This is a genomic window from Martinezella rhizogenes (assembly GCF_007002745.1).
Taxonomy (GTDB): domain Bacteria; phylum Pseudomonadota; class Alphaproteobacteria; order Rhizobiales; family Rhizobiaceae; genus Agrobacterium; species Agrobacterium cucumeris.
In genome coordinates this window covers 87,539-105,654 of record NZ_SGNY01000003.1, presented here as the reverse complement: position 1 = coordinate 105,654, position 18,116 = coordinate 87,539, and the positions used below count along the sequence as shown (strand labels likewise).

The 18,116-nt window shown below is 59.0% G+C and carries 15 protein-coding genes; 7 read left to right on the top strand and 8 right to left on the bottom strand.

The genetic code is table 11. The annotated features are described in order from the left end of the window. Nucleotides 1-161: 161 nt before the first annotated feature. The 4 genes from hutC to EXN68_RS10565 form a co-directional block, all read right to left on the bottom strand. Entirely contained in the window at nucleotides 162-899 is a 738-nt protein-coding gene (gene hutC, locus EXN68_RS10580; protein ID WP_142840785.1) for a histidine utilization repressor, read from the bottom strand. 35 nt (nucleotides 900-934) lie between these two features. Further along, nucleotides 935-1,720 carry an ABC transporter ATP-binding protein gene (locus EXN68_RS10575; RefSeq protein ID WP_142840784.1) on the bottom strand — a complete coding sequence of 262 codons (786 nt, stop codon included), beginning with the start codon at nucleotides 1,718-1,720 and terminating at the stop codon, nucleotides 935-937. After that, nucleotides 1,720-2,493, bottom strand: a complete 774-nt coding sequence (locus tag EXN68_RS10570) for an ABC transporter permease (protein WP_142840783.1) — start codon at nucleotides 2,491-2,493, stop codon at nucleotides 1,720-1,722. The genes EXN68_RS10575 and EXN68_RS10570 overlap by 1 nt, the downstream gene beginning before the upstream one ends. A gap of 141 nt (nucleotides 2,494-2,634) precedes the next feature. Then, the gene (locus EXN68_RS10565; protein ID WP_142840782.1) at nucleotides 2,635-3,576 is read right to left on the bottom strand and encodes an ABC transporter substrate-binding protein; all 942 of its coding nucleotides are present in this window, start codon (nucleotides 3,574-3,576) and stop codon (nucleotides 2,635-2,637) included. A 201-nt stretch (nucleotides 3,577-3,777) separates the two neighbouring features. Between EXN68_RS10565 and EXN68_RS10560 the strand changes: the two genes are divergently transcribed. Beyond that, on the top strand, nucleotides 3,778-4,488 hold the full coding sequence (locus EXN68_RS10560) for a YoaK family protein (RefSeq protein ID WP_142840781.1): 711 nt from the start codon (nucleotides 3,778-3,780) through the stop codon (nucleotides 4,486-4,488). Between the two features lie 12 nt (nucleotides 4,489-4,500). On the opposite strand, the gene EXN68_RS10555 is transcribed toward EXN68_RS10560, so the two are convergent. Further along, entirely contained in the window at nucleotides 4,501-5,019 is a 519-nt protein-coding gene (locus EXN68_RS10555; protein WP_142840780.1) for a hypothetical protein, read from the bottom strand. Nucleotides 5,020-5,096: 77 nt separating this feature from the next. Between EXN68_RS10555 and EXN68_RS10550 the strand changes: the two genes are divergently transcribed. Then, nucleotides 5,097-5,735, top strand: a complete 639-nt coding sequence (locus EXN68_RS10550) for a trimeric intracellular cation channel family protein (RefSeq protein WP_142840779.1) — start codon at nucleotides 5,097-5,099, stop codon at nucleotides 5,733-5,735. Nucleotides 5,736-5,805: 70 nt separating this feature from the next. On the opposite strand, the gene irrA is transcribed toward EXN68_RS10550, so the two are convergent. Continuing rightward, the gene (irrA, locus tag EXN68_RS10545; protein ID WP_046799156.1) at nucleotides 5,806-6,225 is read right to left on the bottom strand and encodes an iron response transcriptional regulator IrrA; all 420 of its coding nucleotides are present in this window, start codon (nucleotides 6,223-6,225) and stop codon (nucleotides 5,806-5,808) included. 317 nt (nucleotides 6,226-6,542) lie between these two features. Here irrA and fabA point away from each other — a divergent pair, with 317 nt between their 5' ends. The 5 genes from fabA (at nucleotide 6,543) to EXN68_RS10515 (ending at nucleotide 10,542) form a co-directional block, all read left to right on the top strand. Beyond that, entirely contained in the window at nucleotides 6,543-7,058 is a 516-nt protein-coding gene (gene fabA, locus EXN68_RS10535) for a 3-hydroxyacyl-[acyl-carrier-protein] dehydratase FabA (RefSeq protein WP_035219583.1), read from the top strand. A gap of 75 nt (nucleotides 7,059-7,133) precedes the next feature. After that, nucleotides 7,134-8,357 (top strand): beta-ketoacyl-ACP synthase I, encoded by a 1,224-nt coding sequence (gene fabB, locus EXN68_RS10530; protein ID WP_142840778.1) that lies wholly within the window; start codon nucleotides 7,134-7,136, stop codon nucleotides 8,355-8,357. A gap of 6 nt (nucleotides 8,358-8,363) precedes the next feature. Next, nucleotides 8,364-9,170 carry an enoyl-ACP reductase FabI gene (gene fabI / locus EXN68_RS10525; protein WP_142840777.1) on the top strand — a complete coding sequence of 269 codons (807 nt, stop codon included), beginning with the start codon at nucleotides 8,364-8,366 and terminating at the stop codon, nucleotides 9,168-9,170. A gap of 185 nt (nucleotides 9,171-9,355) precedes the next feature. Beyond that, nucleotides 9,356-9,952 carry a TadE/TadG family type IV pilus assembly protein gene (locus tag EXN68_RS10520; RefSeq protein WP_142840776.1) on the top strand — a complete coding sequence of 199 codons (597 nt, stop codon included), beginning with the start codon at nucleotides 9,356-9,358 and terminating at the stop codon, nucleotides 9,950-9,952. Beyond that, nucleotides 9,949-10,542, top strand: a complete 594-nt coding sequence (locus tag EXN68_RS10515; protein WP_142840775.1) for a TadE/TadG family type IV pilus assembly protein — start codon at nucleotides 9,949-9,951, stop codon at nucleotides 10,540-10,542. Before EXN68_RS10520 ends, EXN68_RS10515 begins: the two co-directional genes overlap by 4 nt. Before the next feature lie 40 nt (nucleotides 10,543-10,582). On the opposite strand, the gene EXN68_RS10510 is transcribed toward EXN68_RS10515, so the two are convergent. Both EXN68_RS10510 and EXN68_RS10505 read right to left on the bottom strand, forming a co-directional pair. Beyond that, the gene (locus EXN68_RS10510) at nucleotides 10,583-12,349 is read right to left on the bottom strand and encodes a diflavin oxidoreductase (protein WP_142840774.1); all 1,767 of its coding nucleotides are present in this window, start codon (nucleotides 12,347-12,349) and stop codon (nucleotides 10,583-10,585) included. Further along, nucleotides 12,346-17,850 (bottom strand): glutamate synthase-related protein, encoded by a 5,505-nt coding sequence (locus tag EXN68_RS10505; RefSeq protein WP_142840773.1) that lies wholly within the window; start codon nucleotides 17,848-17,850, stop codon nucleotides 12,346-12,348. The genes EXN68_RS10510 and EXN68_RS10505 overlap by 4 nt, the downstream gene beginning before the upstream one ends. Nucleotides 17,851-18,116: the final 266 nt, after the last annotated feature.

Sequence of the window (18,116 nt, the reverse complement as noted above, 5' to 3'; positions counted from 1 at the left end):
ATCCGCAGATTGGCCGGTTTCTGAAAGCCGGGGTCATGAACGGATGCCGTCGTGAAAGCTTGACGTTCCGATAATAAACCTGAGTTCTTTTGACAACTATTATATTATTAAAAGACGACGCGTAAACTCTTCTTTACAAAAAAGTGACTGTCCGAGTGGCTTCAGGTGTTTTGCGAAGGCGAAAATTGCGCCACGAGGGCGTGCCGGTCGCCGGGATAGGTCACACGAACGCTCGTGACATAGTCCGTCCCGTGCCAGGTGCGGCGATCTATGACCAGACAGGCCGCACCGGATGCGATGCCCAGCGCCGCCGCATTCTTGCGATCGGCGGAGACGGCGCTGATGCGATGTTCGGCTGCACTCCAGGGCACCATCTTCAACAGCCAGGTGCCCGGACCGGTCTGCGAAAAATCCGCAACTTCCGCTTCCGGGACGGCAGTGACATTTATAATGCGTTCTTCAAGGCAAAAGGGAACGCCGCCGGCAAAATGCGTGCAGGTGAGCTCCAGCACCCGCGCGTCGGCGGCAAGCGCCATTGCCGCACTGTCTTTTTCACCCGCGGGGCGCAGACGCCGCTTGTCGAGACGGTATCCGTAAACGAGGCCGAGCGCCTGAACCTCCCGCTCGATATCATGGATTTCCAGCACGGCCGATTGCGCATGGGGCTGGCGAACGAAGGTGCCGAGCCGCCGGCGTCTTTCAATCAGGCCGCGCTGTACCAATTCGCCCAACGCCTTGTTCACCGTCATGCGCGAGCAGGCATATTGCCGGGTCATCTCGTGTTCGAAAGGAATACGGTATCCCGGCGGCCATTCGCCCGACATGATATGGCGCTCGACATCGTTGCGGATGCGCTCGTGCAGTGATTTCTCCTGAAGATCGGCACCTGTACTCCTCATCCCGATGCTTCTCTCCTCCCGGTTCGCTGGATCAACTAGCCATGGGCAGCGGCGGCAATCGCCTCACTGCGAATTTCCTCCGTCAGCTTCGCGCGCAGCTGTGAAAACTCCGGGCTGGCCTTGACGGTGTAGTGACGCGGATGCGGCAGGTCGACCGGCGTGATCGACTTGATGCGCCCCGGCCTTGCCGACATGGTCACCACACGCGACGCCATGAAGACTGCCTCCTCGATGTCATGGGTGACAAAAATGACGGTCTTCTGCTCCCGCTCCCAGATGCCGAGCAGCAATTCCTGCATCAGCCCGCGCGTCTGGTTGTCGAGCGCGCCGAAAGGCTCATCAAGCAGCAGGATTTTCGGACCGTTCGCCAAAGCGCGGGCAATGGCGGTTCTCTGCTGCATGCCGCCGGACAGCTGTTTCGGCCAATGGTTTTCAAAACCGCGAAGGCCGACCTTGTCGATATAGCTATCAACGATCTCCCATTTTTCCTTCTCGGCGACGCCGCGTTCGCGAAGGCCGAAGGCGACGTTTTCCCGGATCGTCAGCCAGGGAAACAGCGTGTAGGACTGGAATACCATACCGCGATCCGCACCCGGTCCCGTCACCGCCCGGCCGGACAGCAGGACCTCGCCGGTCGTCGGACGGTCAAGCCCGGCGATGATGCGCAGCAGGGTCGATTTTCCGCAGCCCGACGGGCCGAGGATGGTAACAAAATCATTGCGTGGTATTTCCAGATTGGTCGGCTGGAGGGCCAGCGTCGGCTGCCCGCCCTGCACGCCCGGAAAGGTGCGGCTGACGCCCTTGATAATAAGTTCACTCATCAGGCAAGCCTCCAGGCGAAAAGCTTCCGGTTCAGCGATTTAAATGCGAAATCGGAAATGAGGCCGATAACACCGATGACGATGATGCCGAAAATGATCTGTCCGGTTGCCATCAGCGCCTGGCTGTTGATGATCATATAACCGATGCCCGAGGAAGCGCCGATCAGTTCGGCGACGATGACATAGGTCCAGGCCCAGCCCAGAACGAGGCGGAGGATTTCGGCAATATCGGGCGCATTGGCGGGAATGAGAACACGGCGCACCACGCCTCTGTCTTTTGCGCCGAGGGTATAGGCGGCCTCCACAAGGTCCCGTCGCGTGCCGGCAACCGCTACGGCCACCATCAGGATGATCTGGAAAACCGCGCCGATGAAGATAACCAGCAGTTTCTGCATCTCACCAATGCCGGCCCAGAGAATGAGCAGCGGCACGAAGGCGGATGCCGGAAGGTAGCGGGCGAAGGAGACGAAGGGCTCCAGCAACGCTTCGATGGGCTTATATGCCCCCATGGCGATACCGAGCGGCACTGCGACCACGGATGCCAGCACGAAACCGCCCACCACGCGCCAGATGGTCATGCCGATATCGCCGGCAAAGCCCTGATCGGTCAGCAGATAGATGCCGTCCTTCAGCATGGTGATGGGGTCCGCCAGAAAGGTCGGCGATACGAAGCCGCCAAGCGTGGCGAGGCCCCAGGCGGAGAAAAACAGCACGAAGAACAGAATGCCGAGGGCAATTCTCGTGCTGTTCCTGATAGGTTGAAGTGGTTGCATTCTGTCGCCTGTCTGGGAGAACCGGCGCGGCAGCTACACCGCGCCCTCAGAGCGCTTCCACACCATTCCCGGCGCGGAAGACGCTTTCCTGCATGTCATTGTCGGCAACATTCCGGCAAGGGATGCAGCCGCCTGTGCGCGTTACTTGATGAAGGACGTATCTGCGAGCGTCGAAAGATCGGGCTTCGACTTGATCACGCCGATTTCGAGAAGCAGATCGGCCGACTTTTCGGAGAAGGTCTTGAATTCGCCCTCGAAGAACTTCTGGTTGGCGGCCTTGTCCTGCCATTCCAGGAACTTTGCAGAAGCTGCAAAGGCCTCTCCCGCCTGCTTCACATCCGCGCCCATCGTCGCATAGGACTTCTCAGGGTCCTTCTTGATGAGGTCGAGTGCTTGGAAATAGCTGTCCGCCAGAGCCTTCGCCGCCTGCGGATTGTCCTTGAGGAAATCTGGCGTGCAGCCGAACGTGTCCATGACGGCGGGATAATCCAGCGTCGTTGCGAGGATTTTACCCTTGTCGGGGGCGGCGCGCACGGTGGAGAGATAAGGCTCATAGGTCATGGCCGCATCATTCTGGCCGGCGACGAATGCCTGCGCGGCCGGTCCCGGCTCAAGGTTGACGACCTTGACATCCTTCAGGGTCATGCCGTTTTCCTTGAGGATCCAGGCAAGGAAGAAATAGGGGGAGGTGCCCGGCGCGGAAGCGGCAATCGTTTTCCCCTTGAGATCAGCGACGCTTGAGACATCGCCGCGCACCGCGATACCATCAGCACCATGGGATTTGTCCATCTGGAAAATCTGCGTGGACTTCACGCCATTGGCGTTCCAGGCGATCCATGTTTCCACCGTGGTGGCAGCACACTGGATATCACCCGACGCAAGGGCCAGATGCCGGCTGGCCTGCGGTATCTTCTTGATATCGACCTTCAGGCCGTTCTTTTCAAAAATACCCGCCTGCTTGGCAAGTGTCAGCGGCGCAAAACCGGTCCAGCCGGACATGCCGATGGTGACCGATGTTTCAGCATAGGCAGAAGCGGATGAGAAAAGCGCTGCAATTGTGGCGAGAACCCACGTTTTTTTCATGATCTGAACCCCTTTTGATTTATTTTTGTGCGACATTTTTTATCGCTTTATTTGAGGCATCGTAGGCAGGGTTTTTAGATTTGTCTAGACAAAGTAGAGGCATTTGAGCGCTGCCGGAAAGATTGCAAATCGGTCGCCTACCGTCCTACACATAGAGTGACAGGGACCTGCACAGGTCTGCCGTTTTTCCATCGGGCTGCCATGACCAGACAGAGACGTCGCAACATCATAAAGGCAAGGCGCACCGGAACCGGCATTGCGCTGGTTGCCGCCATTTCCTTCATCGCCGGCATGACGGATGCGGTGGGTCTTTACGTTTCCGGAGATTTCGTCTCCTTCATGACCGGCAACACGACGCGCGCCGCAGTCTCCATGGAGTCAGGCATATACTCCCACGCTGCCAAACTGCTTTTCGCGATCGTCGCCTTCGTGGCGGGCAATGCCGGCGGCATCGTGGTGGCGCATAAATTCGACCGGCGCATCTTCGCAGTTCTTATGGCGGTGGGCGGGCTGGTGGCGATTGCAGCGCTGCTGCGCGACGAGGCCTCCGGTCTCCTGCAATTTTATCTCGTCGTTTTTGCGATGGGCATGGTCAATGCCGCCGTGGAGCATATTGAGGGGCTGCCGATCGGCCTCACCTATGTGACCGGCGCTCTTTCCCGTTTCGGCCGCGGCATCGGTCGCTTTCTTCTCGGCGAACGCAGCCTCGACTGGGGCATCCAGATCGTGCCATGGCTTGGCATGCTCACCGGCGCAATCTGCGGTGCGGTGTTGGGCGCGACGCTGCATTCGGATGCGCTGTGGGTGGTTGCGGCTTCGGTTTTCGCCATAGCCTTCGCAACCCTCGTCATTCCGCGCTCGCTCCGCCAGCGATACAATCAGCGGGTCAAAATCCGGCGAATTGCGCCGTAACGGCTGCCGCCGTCACTTTCGCGAAATGGTGACGAATTTCGTGCCGCGCACCCGCACCGTCATCAGGCAGGGCTCCTTGTCGGTGCGTTCGCAATAACGCGGATGCATTTTCAGCACGAAGACCATGTTGCCGAAACGCTTGATGAAATCGTAGCCGTAAATCCGGGCTGTGGCGATCATCAGATAACCACCCTCTTTTACCTGGACGTAGAAATTATAGGGGCATCCCTCATCATCACAGGCGCGGCCTTTTTCGCCGTCGCAATCCAGAACACCGTGATTAACGACGGCATCCATCAGGCCGTCATTATTGATATCCAGCCGTGTAACGAAATCGTCACCAAACGCCGCCACCTTGCACTCGTTGCGAAAATGGTCCTTTTCATAAATCTCGGGATCGTTCACCAGTTGCTGCTGTGCCGCCAGCGCCACCGGAAACATCAGAAGAACCAGTGTCTGAAGAGCGACAACGATAGCGATTCGCACGGCATTTTCCTTTGCATCCGTTTCGGTTATGGATGTTGCGATCATCCGGGCGGCCAGCCTAGAGTTTAGTGCTTGCGCGACACTGACGTGTTCGCGGCCCATGTTTCGGGGGGAACCTTTTCATGACACTGCTGGGTTTTCTCGACTATGCCGGTGTCGCCATCTTTGCTGCAACCGGTGCTCTGGCTGCCTCACGCAAGCAACTGGACCTGATCGGCTTCCTGTTTTTCGCAGCCGCGACAGGGATCGGCGGCGGCACGGTGCGTGACCTCGTGCTGGGCAGGGCGCCAGTCTTCTGGGTGGTAAACCCGACCTATATTCTTGTCTGCGTATCGGTCGCGGTTTTGCTCTTCTTTACAGCACATCTTTTCGAATCCCGTTACCGGGTGCTGTTATGGCTTGATGCCCTTGGCCTCTCCGCTTATTGCGTGATGGGGGCAGCCAAGGGCCTTGCCGCGAGCGGCTCTGCGACCGTTGCCATCGTCACCGGTGTTCTGACGGCCACATTCGGCGGCGTGCTGCGCGATATTCTCGCCGGCGAACCTTCCGTCCTCCTGCGACCGGAAATCTACATTACCTGCGCGCTTTTGGGCTCTTCCACCTTCATTATCGTCTATTTCCTCGGCGCGCCGCTTTATGCGGCATCAGCCGTCGGCGTGTTGACGGCTTTCGGCGTCCGCTCTGGAGCGCTGATCTTCGGATGGACTTTTCCGCCCTACAAGGCCAAGCCCGGCAGGCGCCCCGAAGATATAATGAAGTGAGCGATAAAGCCGCCTGAAACAGAAATGGCGCCCGAGGGCGCCATTTTCATTTCCAGTCTCTGCCGAAACCTCAGCCGCGCTTGCGACGAAGGCGGATGACCACATCCACATGGGCGATTTCCATGCCTTCCGGCGCTTCCGGCAGGTTGCCGATGTGGAGATTATTGACGGGAATATCGAGAACCTCGTTCTCGCCCTCGACGAAGAAATGGTGGTGATCCGACACGTTGGTATCGAAATAGGTGCGGGCACCCTCGACAGCCAGAACGCGGATCAGGCCAGCTTCGGTAAACTGATGCAGCGTGTTATAAACCGTGGCGAGAGAAACAGGCACGCCGGCGGTAACCGCCTCATCGTGCAGTTCCTCGACCGTCAGGTGGCGATCACCCTTTGCGAAAAGAAGATCGCCCAAAGCCACACGCTGACGCGTGGGGCGCAGCCCCGAGCGCCGCAGCCTCGTTCCGATATCCAAAGTGGCGTCAAATGCCATGCAATCCCATTCCAAGCACAGGGGTGAAATTCACCAATTGCATTAGCATATATCTTTTGCAGCGAATGCTTTCAATAGTTTCAGCGTCGCCGAGTGTCGCAAATGGCTGCAAACCGGCCATTCTTGCAAATTTCCTCTGGTTCCTTCCCGATGGTTCCTGTATGCGGACGGCACATTGAGGTAATGACTTCTGCAAAGAAGGTTCTGAAGACAAAGAATGGGGGCGAAACGGCCTTTGCCCTTGCAGCGCTTCATTTTGAACCTAACTTGCTCTAGTGAAGTCAATCAACACCAGTAACTGGGGAAGTGAAAGCGGTATGGCAACGAGGCAATCAAGTTACAATTACGAGGAGATCCTGTCCTGCGGTCGCGGCGAATTGTTCGGCCCGGGAAATGCCCAGCTCCCATTGCCCCCCATGCTGATGGTTCACCGCATCACCGAAATTTCCGAAACCGGCGGCGCGTTCGACAAGGGTTTCATCCGCGCCGAATACGATGTCAGCCCCGATGACTGGTATTTTCCCTGCCATTTCCAGGGCAACCCGATCATGCCGGGGTGCCTCGGCCTTGACGGCATGTGGCAGCTGACCGGTTTCTTCCTCGGCTGGCTGGGTGAAGAAGGCCGCGGCATGGCGCTTTCCACCGGCGAAGTCAAATTCAAGGGCATGGTTCGCCCGAACACCAAGCTCCTGCAATACGGTATCGATTTCAAGCGTGTGATGCGCGGCCGTCTGGTGCTTGGAACCGCCGACGGCTGGCTGAAGGCCGACGGAGAAACCATTTATCAGGCGACGGACCTTCGTGTAGGGCTGTCGAAAGAAAAGACCGCCTGAAGCAGACGGAATAAGTCTTGGCAAGGCCGGGCGGCGTCGGTCGTCCAGCCGAAATCTTAAGAAAAGGTCCCTTTCATGAGACGAGTTGTTGTCACCGGCCTCGGTATTGTTTCTTCCATCGGCGGTGATGCCGCTGAAGTCACCGCATCGTTGCGCGATGCCAAATCCGGCATTTCATTTTCGCCGGATTTTGCCGAACACGGTTTCAAGTGCCAGGTCTGGGGCAAGCCGTCTCTTGACCCGACCGATCTGGTCGACCGCCGCGCCATGCGCTTCCTGTCGCAGGGCGGCGCGTGGAACCATGTCGCCATGAAACAGGCGATCGCCGATTCCGGTCTCGAAGAGAGCGACATCAGCGGCAATGAACGCACCGGCATCATCATGGGTTCGGGCGGTCCGTCCACCCGCACCATCGTTGAAGCAGCCGATATTACGCTGAAGAACAACAGCCCGAAGCGTATCGGCCCCTTCGCCGTGCCAAAGGCCATGTCATCCACCGCGTCGGCAACGCTCGCCACCTGGTTCAAGATCCACGGCGTCAACTATTCGATCTCGTCTGCCTGCTCCACCTCGGCGCATTGCATCGGCAACGCCGCCGAGATGATCCAGTGGGGCAAGCAGGATGTGATGTTTGCAGGCGGCCACGAAGACCTCGACTGGTCGATGTCCAACCTCTTCGATGCCATGGGCGCGATGTCGTCCAAATATAACGAAACTCCGTCTCTCGCTTCACGGGCCTATGACGTCAATCGCGACGGCTTCGTCATCGCTGGCGGCGCTGGCGTGCTGGTTCTCGAAGAACTGGAACATGCAAGGGCGCGCGGCGCCAAGATTTACGCCGAGATCGTCGGATACGGCGCAACCTCCGACGGTTACGACATGGTGGCCCCGTCAGGCGAAGGCGCAATCCGCTGCATGCGGCAGGCGCTCGCCACCGTCAAGGGCGACATCGACTACATCAATACCCACGGCACCTCGACGCCGGTTGGCGACAGCAAGGAAATCGGTGCGATCCGCGAAGTCTTCGGCGACAGGATTCCGCATATCCAGTCGACAAAGTCCCTCACCGGCCATTCGCTGGGTGCAGCCGGCGTGCAGGAATCGATCTACGGTCTGCTGATGATGCAGGAACGCTTCATCGGCGAAAGCGCGCATATTTCCGAACTCGACCCGGAATTTGCGGGCGTTCCGATCGTTCGCAGCCGCATCGACAACGCCAAGATCGACACCATCCTTTCCAATTCCTTCGGCTTCGGCGGCACCAACGCCACGCTGGTCTTCCAGCGTCATAACGGATAATTGCCAATGAACGGCATCATGCAGGGTAAACGCGGCCTCATCATGGGCGTCGCGAACAATCACTCCATCGCCTGGGGTATTTCAAAGGCACTTGCGGCGCAGGGTGCGGAACTGGCCTTCACCTATCAGGGTGAAGCGCTTGGTAAACGCGTAAAACCGCTTGCCGCAGAACTCGGTTCTGACTTCATCGTGCCGTGCGATGTCGAGGATATCGCCTCTGTCGACGCACTTTTTGCGGCGATCCGCGAAAAATGGGGCTCGCTGGATTTTGTCGTGCACGCCATCGGGTTTTCCGACAAGAATGAGCTGAAGGGTCTTTACGCGAACACGACCCGCGACAATTTCAGCCGCACCATGGTCATTTCCTGCTTCTCATTCACGGAAATTGCCAAGCGCGCCGCCGAACTGATGACGAATGGTGGTTCGATGCTGACGCTGACCTATAATGGTTCGCAACGCGTCATCCCGAACTACAACGTCATGGGCGTCGCCAAGGCGGCACTTGAAGCATCCGTGCGTTATCTCGCTGCAGATTACGGGCCGCGCGATATTCGCGTCAACGCCATCTCGGCTGGTCCGGTCCGCACGCTGGCGGGTGCCGGCATTTCCGACGCACGTGCTATTTACGCATGGAACCAGAAGAACGCGCCGCTGAGGCGCACGGCGGATATCGAGGATATTGGCGGATCGGCGCTGTACCTGCTGTCCAACCTGTCGCGCGGCGTAACCGGCGAGTGCCACTATGTGGATTGCGGTTACAATATCACCTCGACCCCTACACTCGAGGTTCTGTCAAAAGCGGACGCGGAATAATAACCCGTTTCTTCCCTTCGAAAAAGCCCGGCAATATGCCGGGCTTTTTGCATTTGGAGCCTGTGTCATTTTCGTGAATCGCTAAAGTAGAAGCCGTTGGGGTAACTGAATTTAAATACCAGCTGGTTATGGTCTGCAACAAATTCATCGGTTGCGCTTGCCGCATATTCTAGAGATCGACACATATGCGACTGGCCAGACTGACGCCATTGCTACGAAAATTCGGGGTTTCGCGTGACGGCACAGCGGCCATTGAATTCGCGATACTCGCCATTCCCTATTTCCTCGTTGTTTTTGCGATCATTGAGACCTTCATCGCCATGATGGCGGAACAGGTTGTCGTAAATGCCACGGAAACCATGGCGCGGCGTCTGCGCACCGGACAAATCAGCAGTTCGATTTCGAAAGAGGATTTTCGCAAGAACTTCTGCAACGAAGTCTCGGTGATGATCACCTGCTCTGCGGATGAGATAAAAACCGAACAGAAACTCTATATCGACCTTCGTTCCTTTCCGGCCTTCAAGGATATTCCGACCACGGTACCCCTGAAGGCTTACGGCGAATATTACGATCTCGATACGGCGCAATTCGGCTTCAAGCCGGGCGGACCGGAAACAATCAATATGCTGCGCGTCTATTATCGCTGGCGTGTCATCGCCGATATCATCCGTCCATATCTTACCAAAATACGTCCAGCTGACGGGTCTATGCCCTCGCATTTCCTTATTGTCGCGACCGACGCTTTCATGAACGAGAAATATACAACAAGCGGGGGCTCATGATGGCAGGCCTGATAGCCGCCGTCGCGAACGGCAGACTTCGTTTTACAACACTCGTCACACGCTTCGTAAAGGATCGCCGTGGCGTGGGCGCTGTGGAATTCGCAATTCTCTTCCCGATATTGCTCGCCCTTTATGTGACATCCTTCGAGCTCACCATCGGTTACAATACCTATAAGCGGGCAAGCAGCGCTTCAGCGACGATCAACGACCTGATCTCCAAAACGGGCTCCGTCGACAAGGCCTATCTCAAAAACATGCAGAATGTTGCGGCGGCTGTCTTTGCGCCTTACAGCACGAAGGGTTTGAAGCTGAAGATCAGTGGCATAGCGATCGACAAGCAGAAACAGGCGAAAATAACCTGGTCCTGGGATGAGAAGGATCAGAGACCATATGCGGTGGGATCGGCAGTCACGGTTCCAACCCGCCTGCTCATCGAAAACAGCTTTCTCATTCACGTCGAACTTTCCATTCCACATGAATTGCTGATGTTCATGCCCGACATCGCTTCATCGGGAGTAAGATCGATCACCATCGGCCGTGATTACTTCTTCAAGCAGCGCGATGCGGAGGTCACCTGCACCAATTGCTGAGCCAGAAGGCGCAGCAAGGGTGACCCCGTACGATCCGTTTCTAATAGACGTCGCGCAGATAGCGCTTTTCGCGCTTCAGCCGGTTCACATACTCGCTTGCCGCTTCAGCAGAAATGCTGGCTTCGTCGGCGACGATCTGATGCAGGGCGTCATCGACATCCTTGGCCATGCGGGTTGCATCACCGCAGACGTAGAAATATCCGCCCTCTTCAAGCCATTGATAAAGCGCCTTGCCGTTCTGGCGCATGCGGGTCTGGACATAGATCTTCTCCGCCTGATCCCGCGAGAAGGCAAGGTCGAGACGGGTCAGCACGCCATCACGACTCATGTCACCAAGCTCGTTTTCGTAGATGAAATCCGACTGGCGGTGCTGGTCACCAAAGAATAACCAGTTCTTACCAGCAGCACCCCTCGCCTGCCGCTCCTGCAGAAAGGCCCGGAAAGGCGCGATGCCGGTGCCCGGTCCGACCATGATGACAGGCGCGCCGTTATCCTGCGGCACGCGGAATGCCTTGTTGGGCGACACGAAAATCCCGGCATTCTGGTCGGCCTCAACCCGGTCCGCCAGATAGGTGGAGCATACGCCGCCACGCTCGCGGCCATCGGCACGATAACGCACGCTGGCGATGGTCAGATGCACGCTGTTTTCCGCAACCAGCGGGCTGGAGGAGATGGAATAAGCGCGATGCTGCAGCGGCTTCAGGAAGGTCACGAATTCGGCAAGATCGAATACGGGCTTTCCGCCGAGATTGAGCAGATCGAGAATATCCTTGCTCCAGAGAAAGGCGGCCAGCTGCTCCCTGTCCCCATTGGCAAGGATATGGCTCAACTCGTCATGTCCTGCGCGCTTGCCAATTTCAGCCACCAGTTCACGCGAAGGCGTCGATATCTCGAACATGTTCAGAAGCGCATCACCGATCGGCCGGTCGAGGCCGGTGACCTCGCCATCCGCACTCGCTCCAAAGCATTCGAGCAGAGCGGCGACCAGTTTCGGGTCGTTGAGGGGGACGACACCAAGGGCGTCCCCGGCCTCATATTCAAGGCCGCTTGCCCCAAGATCAAATTCGTAATGGCGAATCTCCTTGGACGAGGCCGGGCCGGAAAGAAGGCGATTGACGCTCACCCGTGACGAATAAGGGTTCTTGCGACCCCAGCCCTGTTTTGCCCGCGCGGGCGGCTCGGCGATCACAGGTGTAATCGCGGCGGCATTGTCACCACCGATGGCGAGGGCAAGCGGCAGCGTCTCGCCGATCCAGGCGGCGGCCGCATCCTCGAAATCGATGTCGCAGTCGATACGCGTCTTCATGCGCCTGCCGCCGAGCTGTTCGAAACGCGTATCGATAAGCTTGCCCGCCTGGCAGAAGCCGTCATAGCCGGTATCGCCGAGTGCAAGAACGGCGAAATTCATCTCATCCAGTCGTGGCGCGCCATCGGCGGCAAGCGCCTCCCAGAACAGCTGGGCATTGTCAGGCATCTCGCCTTCCCCGTAGGTCGAGGTGACGACGATGACACGCTTCATGGAGCCGAGACTGTCCATCGAAACGTCGTCCAGCGCCGTCACAACCGGCTGCATGCCCTGGGTGCGGGCAGCGGCGGCAATATCCATCGCCAACGCCTCGGCGTTGCCCGTCTGGGTGCCGACAAGGATGTTCAGCAGGCTGGCCGTCGCCTTGGGGGCAGCAGAGGCCACCGATGTCTCGAGGCCGATGGCGGTGCGGGAGTGGAGCCCGGCCAGAAAACCGGCGAGCCAGGCGCGCTGGTCACCATTAAACGGCGCATCCTGTGGAATGTAAGGTATCTTCATCATGCTGCCCTGTTCTGGCTGGATGCGGTGGCAAGGTCCGGGATGGCGCGAGCGGCGAAAAGCTCCTCGAAGCCCGGCAGACGGCCGATCTTCTCGATGTTTTTCCGGTTCTGCTGAATGATCCAGCCATAGGTACCGGGGCTGTCCACCGACCAGATGTTCCGGCGCGCCAGCGCCTGCTTGTAATCGTCAAGCCGCTTGGCCGCGATCATCACCGCGAGCTGTTCGTCGCTATGGTCGGAAAGTGCTTCACGGGCATATTTCAGCAGGCGCTGCATCAGCGCGTAATCTTCCGTGAGGATGAGATTACGCACGGCTTTTTCTATTGTCGGGTCGGAAGGGCCGGATGCCATCGGCAACCGTTGCAGGGCGATGGCCTGCGCCATGCTCAATACGGTGTAGTTATTGAGAAGCGCATACATGTCTTCCGTATCCGTCTCGCCATAACCCGGCACCGTTCCGTTCAAGACAGCCTTACGGTCCCGATAAGCGAGCTTGAACTTGCGCAGCTGATGGGCGGCAAGTGCCGACGCCAGCTCCTCCAGCAGCTCCTTGCGGGGCTTGGCTTTGAGGATCTCATCGCTGTCCTGATAAAGCAGCAGGGCGCGCGGCATGCCATAGACGAAATTATGCTGCTCACTCTCCCAGTTTTCCAGAAGCCATGCCGCCTTGGCCGAGCCGGTCTCTGCGACATGCAGGCTTAGAAGCTGGTGGACTGCCTGATTGTGGATTGCTGCCTGTTCATCCTCACCGGTGATCGAGCCGAGCAGGATGGAATCATGGCTGACCTTCTTCGGCAGATCGCCATAGGGATCATACTGATAGACGAAGCCGCCGCTCATGCCGTTGCCAAAACCCTTGCCGAAACTGCCAAGGTTGAGAACAGCACCATTGGTCATATATTCGCAGGCGAAATCGCCAACGCCTTCGACCACGGCGGTGGCGCCAGAATTACGCACCGCAAAACGGTCGCCCGCCTGTCCTTCCACGAAGGTGCGGCCGCCGGTGGCGCCGAATAGCGCGAAATTACCGACCAGCACATTGCCGCCCGCCTCTTGCGAACCGCCGCCGGGGGAGCGCACGACGATGGTGCCGCCGCAGGCGCTTTTGCCGACACCGTCATTGCAGGTGCCGGTATGCACCATGACCATGCCGTCATTGCAGAAAGCGCCGAAGGACTGACCAGCCGAACCTGACGTATCGATGCGCACCGAACCCGCTTCCAGAAAACGGCGGCCACGGCCATCCCGCTTGACGGCCGGAAGCGCGTCCAGTTGCTCATCGGAAAGTTCGTGGTTCAACATGCGTTCGATATCGACGGCGAGCTGGCCGCCGACGCTCTTGTTGCAATTGTTGAGGAAACGATTGCCGCCAAGCTCGATGTTCTCGCGCTTGCTGTCGACCAGCGCCGAACGCACGAGATCGATGAAGGCATCGTCGAGTGCGAAGTCCTTTTCCATATAGACCGGGCTGTCGATCTTCACCTCTTCGACCACGGCAAGCATTGCCCGGAGGTCAAGCTGGCCGACGCTTGCCGGATGATCGAGGAGGTGAAGAAGGTCGGAACGACCACGGGCTTCCCGCAGCGAGGCAACCCCGAGCCCGGCCAGAATCTCGCGCGTTTCATGGGCGATGTTCATGAGATATTGCGCCAGCGCCCTCGGATCGCCGTTGAAGGCTTCCTGATTGGTGGTGAGACCGGCCGGGCACTTGATGTTGCAGTTCTTCGCCATGACGCATTTCAGCATCATCAGCGCCGTGGTGCCGAATTCGAAGCTGTCGCCGCCGAGAAGGGCTGATTTCACCACGTCGCTCGCCGTCTGGTGCGCGCCGGAACAACGTAGCAGCACCTTGGCGCGCAGACCGGTGGCGCACAGCGCCTGATGCACCTCGGCTATGCCGATTTCCGCCGCACGGCCGGTATATTTGAGGCTGGTAACGGCCGCAGCACCCGTGCCGCCGGTATTGCCGGCAACGTTGATGACATCCGCACCCGCCTTGGCGACGCCGACTGCAATCGTGCCGATGCCTTCCGACGATACGAGCTTGACGATGACGCGCACGCGTGCCGCCTTGGCGTCGTGGATAAGCTGGGCCAGGTCCTCGATCGAATAGGTATCATGATGCGGCGGCGGCGAGACCAGCTCGACGCCTGGCGTGCCACCGCGCGCCGCAGCGATCTCCACCGTCACCTTGGGAGATGGCAGCTGCCCGCCCTCGCCCGGCTTTGCGCCCTGGCCAATCTTGATCTCGATCTCTTCCAGCATCGGATCGGCAAGATAACCGGCCCAGACACCGAAGCGGCCGGAGGCGAACTGCTTGATGCGCGAGGCACGGATGGTGCCGTAACGGGAGATATGCTCGCCGCCCTCGCCGGAATTCGACATGCCGCCGACCATGTTGGTGCCGTGGGCCACCGCCTCATGGGCAGCAGCAACCAGCGCGCCGTGGCTCATGGCACCCGATGCGAGGGTCTTGGTGATCTCGCTTGCCTTTTGCACGGTCTCAAGCGGAATACTCTCCGGTGCGGTGCGGATAAGCGACAGATAGGCGGCGGCCTCACCCTTTGCCTGAACCATGAGCGCGCCACCTTCCAGCCAATGGCCGGCGATGTCGCCGCCGAAGCGGTCGAGCAGCGACTGGCCGAGTGCGGCGAGGCGGGCAAGTTCATGACCGTGCGGGCCGATCAGATGTAGCCGGAACGCGCCGTCTCCTGCCGCTTCGCAGCGCAATCCGCGCACCATGAAGCTGTTATTGCCCTGCCGGGAAAACCGCCCCATTTCCCGGCGGAATTCTTCGGCCGAACCGGCAAAGGTCACATCGGCCGGCAGTTCCAGAACATCGCGCAGGGCGGCCGGGCGGCGCGCTCTTTCTTCAGCCATCATGCGGGCAAAGGAGCGGTAACCGGGCGTCACCTCGAATGCGTCGATGGCCTCCGGGGTCAGCCGGTCGAAGCTGTTGTGATAATAGGCAGCATCGTTGAGACCGAAGGCATCTTCCAGCCGGTTAAGCGGCAGGAGGCGCAGCGCCTCTTCGTTTTCGGTTCCCTTGTCGAAACCGATCTTCTCCTCCGTCATATCAACGAAGCCGCGAACCGCCGTGGTGCCATAAGAATGGCCGGCGCCTTCAGCGCGCTCCTTGAAGAGACCGAGGAGCGGAATGTCGTTTTCACCCTTCACCGACAATGCTTTTCGATGCCAGTCGGCCACCGCCTGCGCGATAACGGCGAAGGTGACGCCGCCGACCGGGGTCTTCACATTGGGGAAATAACGCTTCAGGACGGGATCGTTGGTATCGAGGAAATTCGGCTCGAAGAACTCACCGCCAATGTAGCTTTCCGCCGTGCATAGGCCGACTTTGCCCATGGTCTTCATCAGCGACTTTTCCGCCGCCTTGGCGAAGCGCTTGAACGCCTTGTCGGCCTCGGCGCCGAATTTCTCTTCCGCACGGAACTGCACGCCGAGCGGATAGACAGCCGAAGCACCGAAACCGAGGCCGGCTGCGATATGATGGGAGGACGAAAACTGCCCGCTTTCGACAATCAGGGAAACGCGCAGCCGCAGACCTTCCTCGATCAGCCGCTGATTGATGGCGGAAACGACCATGATCATCGGCAAGGCCGCGCGGCCCGCCGAGACATGCCGGTCGGTGATGACGGCAATCCCGCCCTGCTCGGCTGCGAAAGCCGCAACCTCATCGCAAAGGCCGTCGATCGCCTGCCGGAGGGCCGCTTCATTGGCGTCAGCAGCATCGAAGACTGGCGTATAGAGCATTTCGAAACGACGAACGGGTGTCTCGGGCTGCTCGCGAATGCGCAGCATATCAAGGTGGGTAAGGATCGGGGAGCGAACGACGATCTGGCGGGCCTTGGCCGCACCGCTGTTCGGCTTTGCGCCCAACGCCACCCGTAGCGTCATACCATCGGCCTCACGAATGCTGTCGAGCGGCGGATTGGTGACCTGCGCGAAACGCTGTGAGAAATATTTGGCCACCCCGCCTTCCTGATCGGAAAGCGCATTGATGGCATTGCCATAACCCATGGCCGAGATTTTTTCCGCACCGGAGGCCAGCATCGGGTCCATCAGGAACTTGAAGCTTTCCTGATTGTGCGAATAGGCGACATAACGCTGATGCCGTTCCAGATCACCATTGTAGCGAAGCGGCGAACCCTGCTTGTCGGCCGGCACCTCTGGCAGATCACCAAGCATTACGCGCGCTTCAGACAGCAGCGACGGATAATCCCGCTGTGAGGCCAGAAGCTCCAGCGCCTCGACGGTTGAAAAGGCGCGACGCTCGGCGTGATCGTAATAAAGCATGCCACCCGCTTCGATGCGGCCACGGCGAATGACGCTTTCCGCCGGGAAGGCAATCTGCCCCGCCTCAGACATGACACAGAGATAGTCCTCCGTCTCGACGGTGCGCAGCGGGCGCAGGCCAAGGCGGTCGAGGCGTGCACCAATGATCGTGCCGTCACCGAAGATCAGCGCGGCCGGGCCGTCGTTCTTTTCCTCATAGAGCGAGAAATATTCCAGCATCGCCTTCACACCGGGCGAGAGCGTGTCGTCGTTTTCCCAGGCTGGCGGCATCATCGAGACCACGGCGGTGACGAGGTCGAGACCATCCTCCATCACCCGCGCCTGCAATGTCTGGTCCAGACGGCAGCTATCCGACTGGCCCTTGGGCCTGACGATGCTGGCATTCTTCGCCAGCGCCACGGCTGCTTCCGATAGCCGGTTTTTCTTGTCGGTGTTGAGTTCGCCATTATGCGCCATCAGGCGGAAGGGCTGCGCCATGGAGGGGTGCGGATCGGTATTGGTGGAGAAGCGCGTGTGGAAATACATCGTATGCACTTCATGGCGCGGATCTGTCAGATCGCAGAAATAGGGCATGACCTCCTGGGAGTTCAGACGCCCCTTGAGCACCTGCGTGCGCGCGCTGAGCGACAGCGGGTAAAAACCGGCAAGCTCCGGCACGGTGTAAGCGAGCGCCTCGATGGTGAGCAACGCCTTGTGGATGCGCCAGTCGAACTCAGCAAGCGTCGCGCATTCCGCTGGTGCCGAAAAAACCCATTGGCGGATCGGTAACTGGTAGGGGATTGCGGCGGGACGGATGGCCGCATCATTCACCGGCACATCGCGCACCAGCAGAACCGAAAAGCCCTGCTCTTTCAGAGCGCTGCCGATGATACCGACGGCCTCACCGTGGAAAGCCTCATTCTGCGGCAGGAAAAAATTGCCGACGCCGAACCGGCCGGCCTTGAGGGAACCTTGTCCCGTCAACTCACGAAAAAAGGAGAGCGATAGGTCCAGGGACACGCCCGCGCCATCACCAACACCTTCCGCCGACATGCCGCCGCGATGCGGCACGGCACAGAGCGCCTCATGGCCGCGCTTCAGCACATCATGCGTCTGCATGCCATCCTTGCGGGTGATGAAACCGACGCCACAGCTGCTTTTTTCAAAAGCCGCATCATAAAGGCCGAATTTTTGCTCCGTCACACTCAAGGCACTCTCCTCTCGTTGCGCATTTCGCGCGGCATCACCCTCTTTTCCCGAAACCCGGCGCGTCAGCCGGCACTCTGCGGGCGGAGCCGCAGGCGACCTGGCTGCTCCTCTTTTTTTGGCTATCGGCGTTTAATGGCGCGAACGGTCGTTTTGCAGCCGGCAAACGGCGTGGCGGCAATGGCCGCTTTTTCGCAAATAATGATCGTCGTCGTTCGCATCGCGTTCCCTGGTGGCCGGCATTCCCGGCAATGAGACACACTGAATTA

What these genes read in the sequence shown, in the direction of transcription:
- EXN68_RS10555 (WP_142840780.1), bottom strand. Translation starts at nt 5,019, where the DNA reads ATGATCGCAACATCCATAACCGAAACGGATGCAAAGGAAAATGCCGTG.
- hutC (WP_142840785.1), bottom strand. Translation starts at nt 899, where the DNA reads ATGAGGAGTACAGGTGCCGATCTTCAGGAGAAATCACTGCACGAGCGC.
- fabB (WP_142840778.1), top strand. Translation starts at nt 7,134, where the DNA reads ATGAGACGAGTTGTTGTCACCGGCCTCGGTATTGTTTCTTCCATCGGC.
- EXN68_RS10565 (WP_142840782.1), bottom strand. Translation starts at nt 3,576, where the DNA reads ATGAAAAAAACGTGGGTTCTCGCCACAATTGCAGCGCTTTTCTCATCC.
- EXN68_RS10560 (WP_142840781.1), top strand. Translation starts at nt 3,778, where the DNA reads ATGACCAGACAGAGACGTCGCAACATCATAAAGGCAAGGCGCACCGGA.
- EXN68_RS10550 (WP_142840779.1), top strand. Translation starts at nt 5,097, where the DNA reads ATGACACTGCTGGGTTTTCTCGACTATGCCGGTGTCGCCATCTTTGCT.
- EXN68_RS10510 (WP_142840774.1), bottom strand. Translation starts at nt 12,349, where the DNA reads ATGATGAAGATACCTTACATTCCACAGGATGCGCCGTTTAATGGTGAC.
- fabI (WP_142840777.1), top strand. Translation starts at nt 8,364, where the DNA reads ATGAACGGCATCATGCAGGGTAAACGCGGCCTCATCATGGGCGTCGCG.
- EXN68_RS10515 (WP_142840775.1), top strand. Translation starts at nt 9,949, where the DNA reads ATGATGGCAGGCCTGATAGCCGCCGTCGCGAACGGCAGACTTCGTTTT.
- EXN68_RS10575 (WP_142840784.1), bottom strand. Translation starts at nt 1,720, where the DNA reads ATGAGTGAACTTATTATCAAGGGCGTCAGCCGCACCTTTCCGGGCGTG.
- EXN68_RS10570 (WP_142840783.1), bottom strand. Translation starts at nt 2,493, where the DNA reads ATGCAACCACTTCAACCTATCAGGAACAGCACGAGAATTGCCCTCGGC.
- EXN68_RS10520 (WP_142840776.1), top strand. Translation starts at nt 9,356, where the DNA reads ATGCGACTGGCCAGACTGACGCCATTGCTACGAAAATTCGGGGTTTCG.
- fabA (WP_035219583.1), top strand. Translation starts at nt 6,543, where the DNA reads ATGGCAACGAGGCAATCAAGTTACAATTACGAGGAGATCCTGTCCTGC.
- irrA (WP_046799156.1), bottom strand. Translation starts at nt 6,225, where the DNA reads ATGGCATTTGACGCCACTTTGGATATCGGAACGAGGCTGCGGCGCTCG.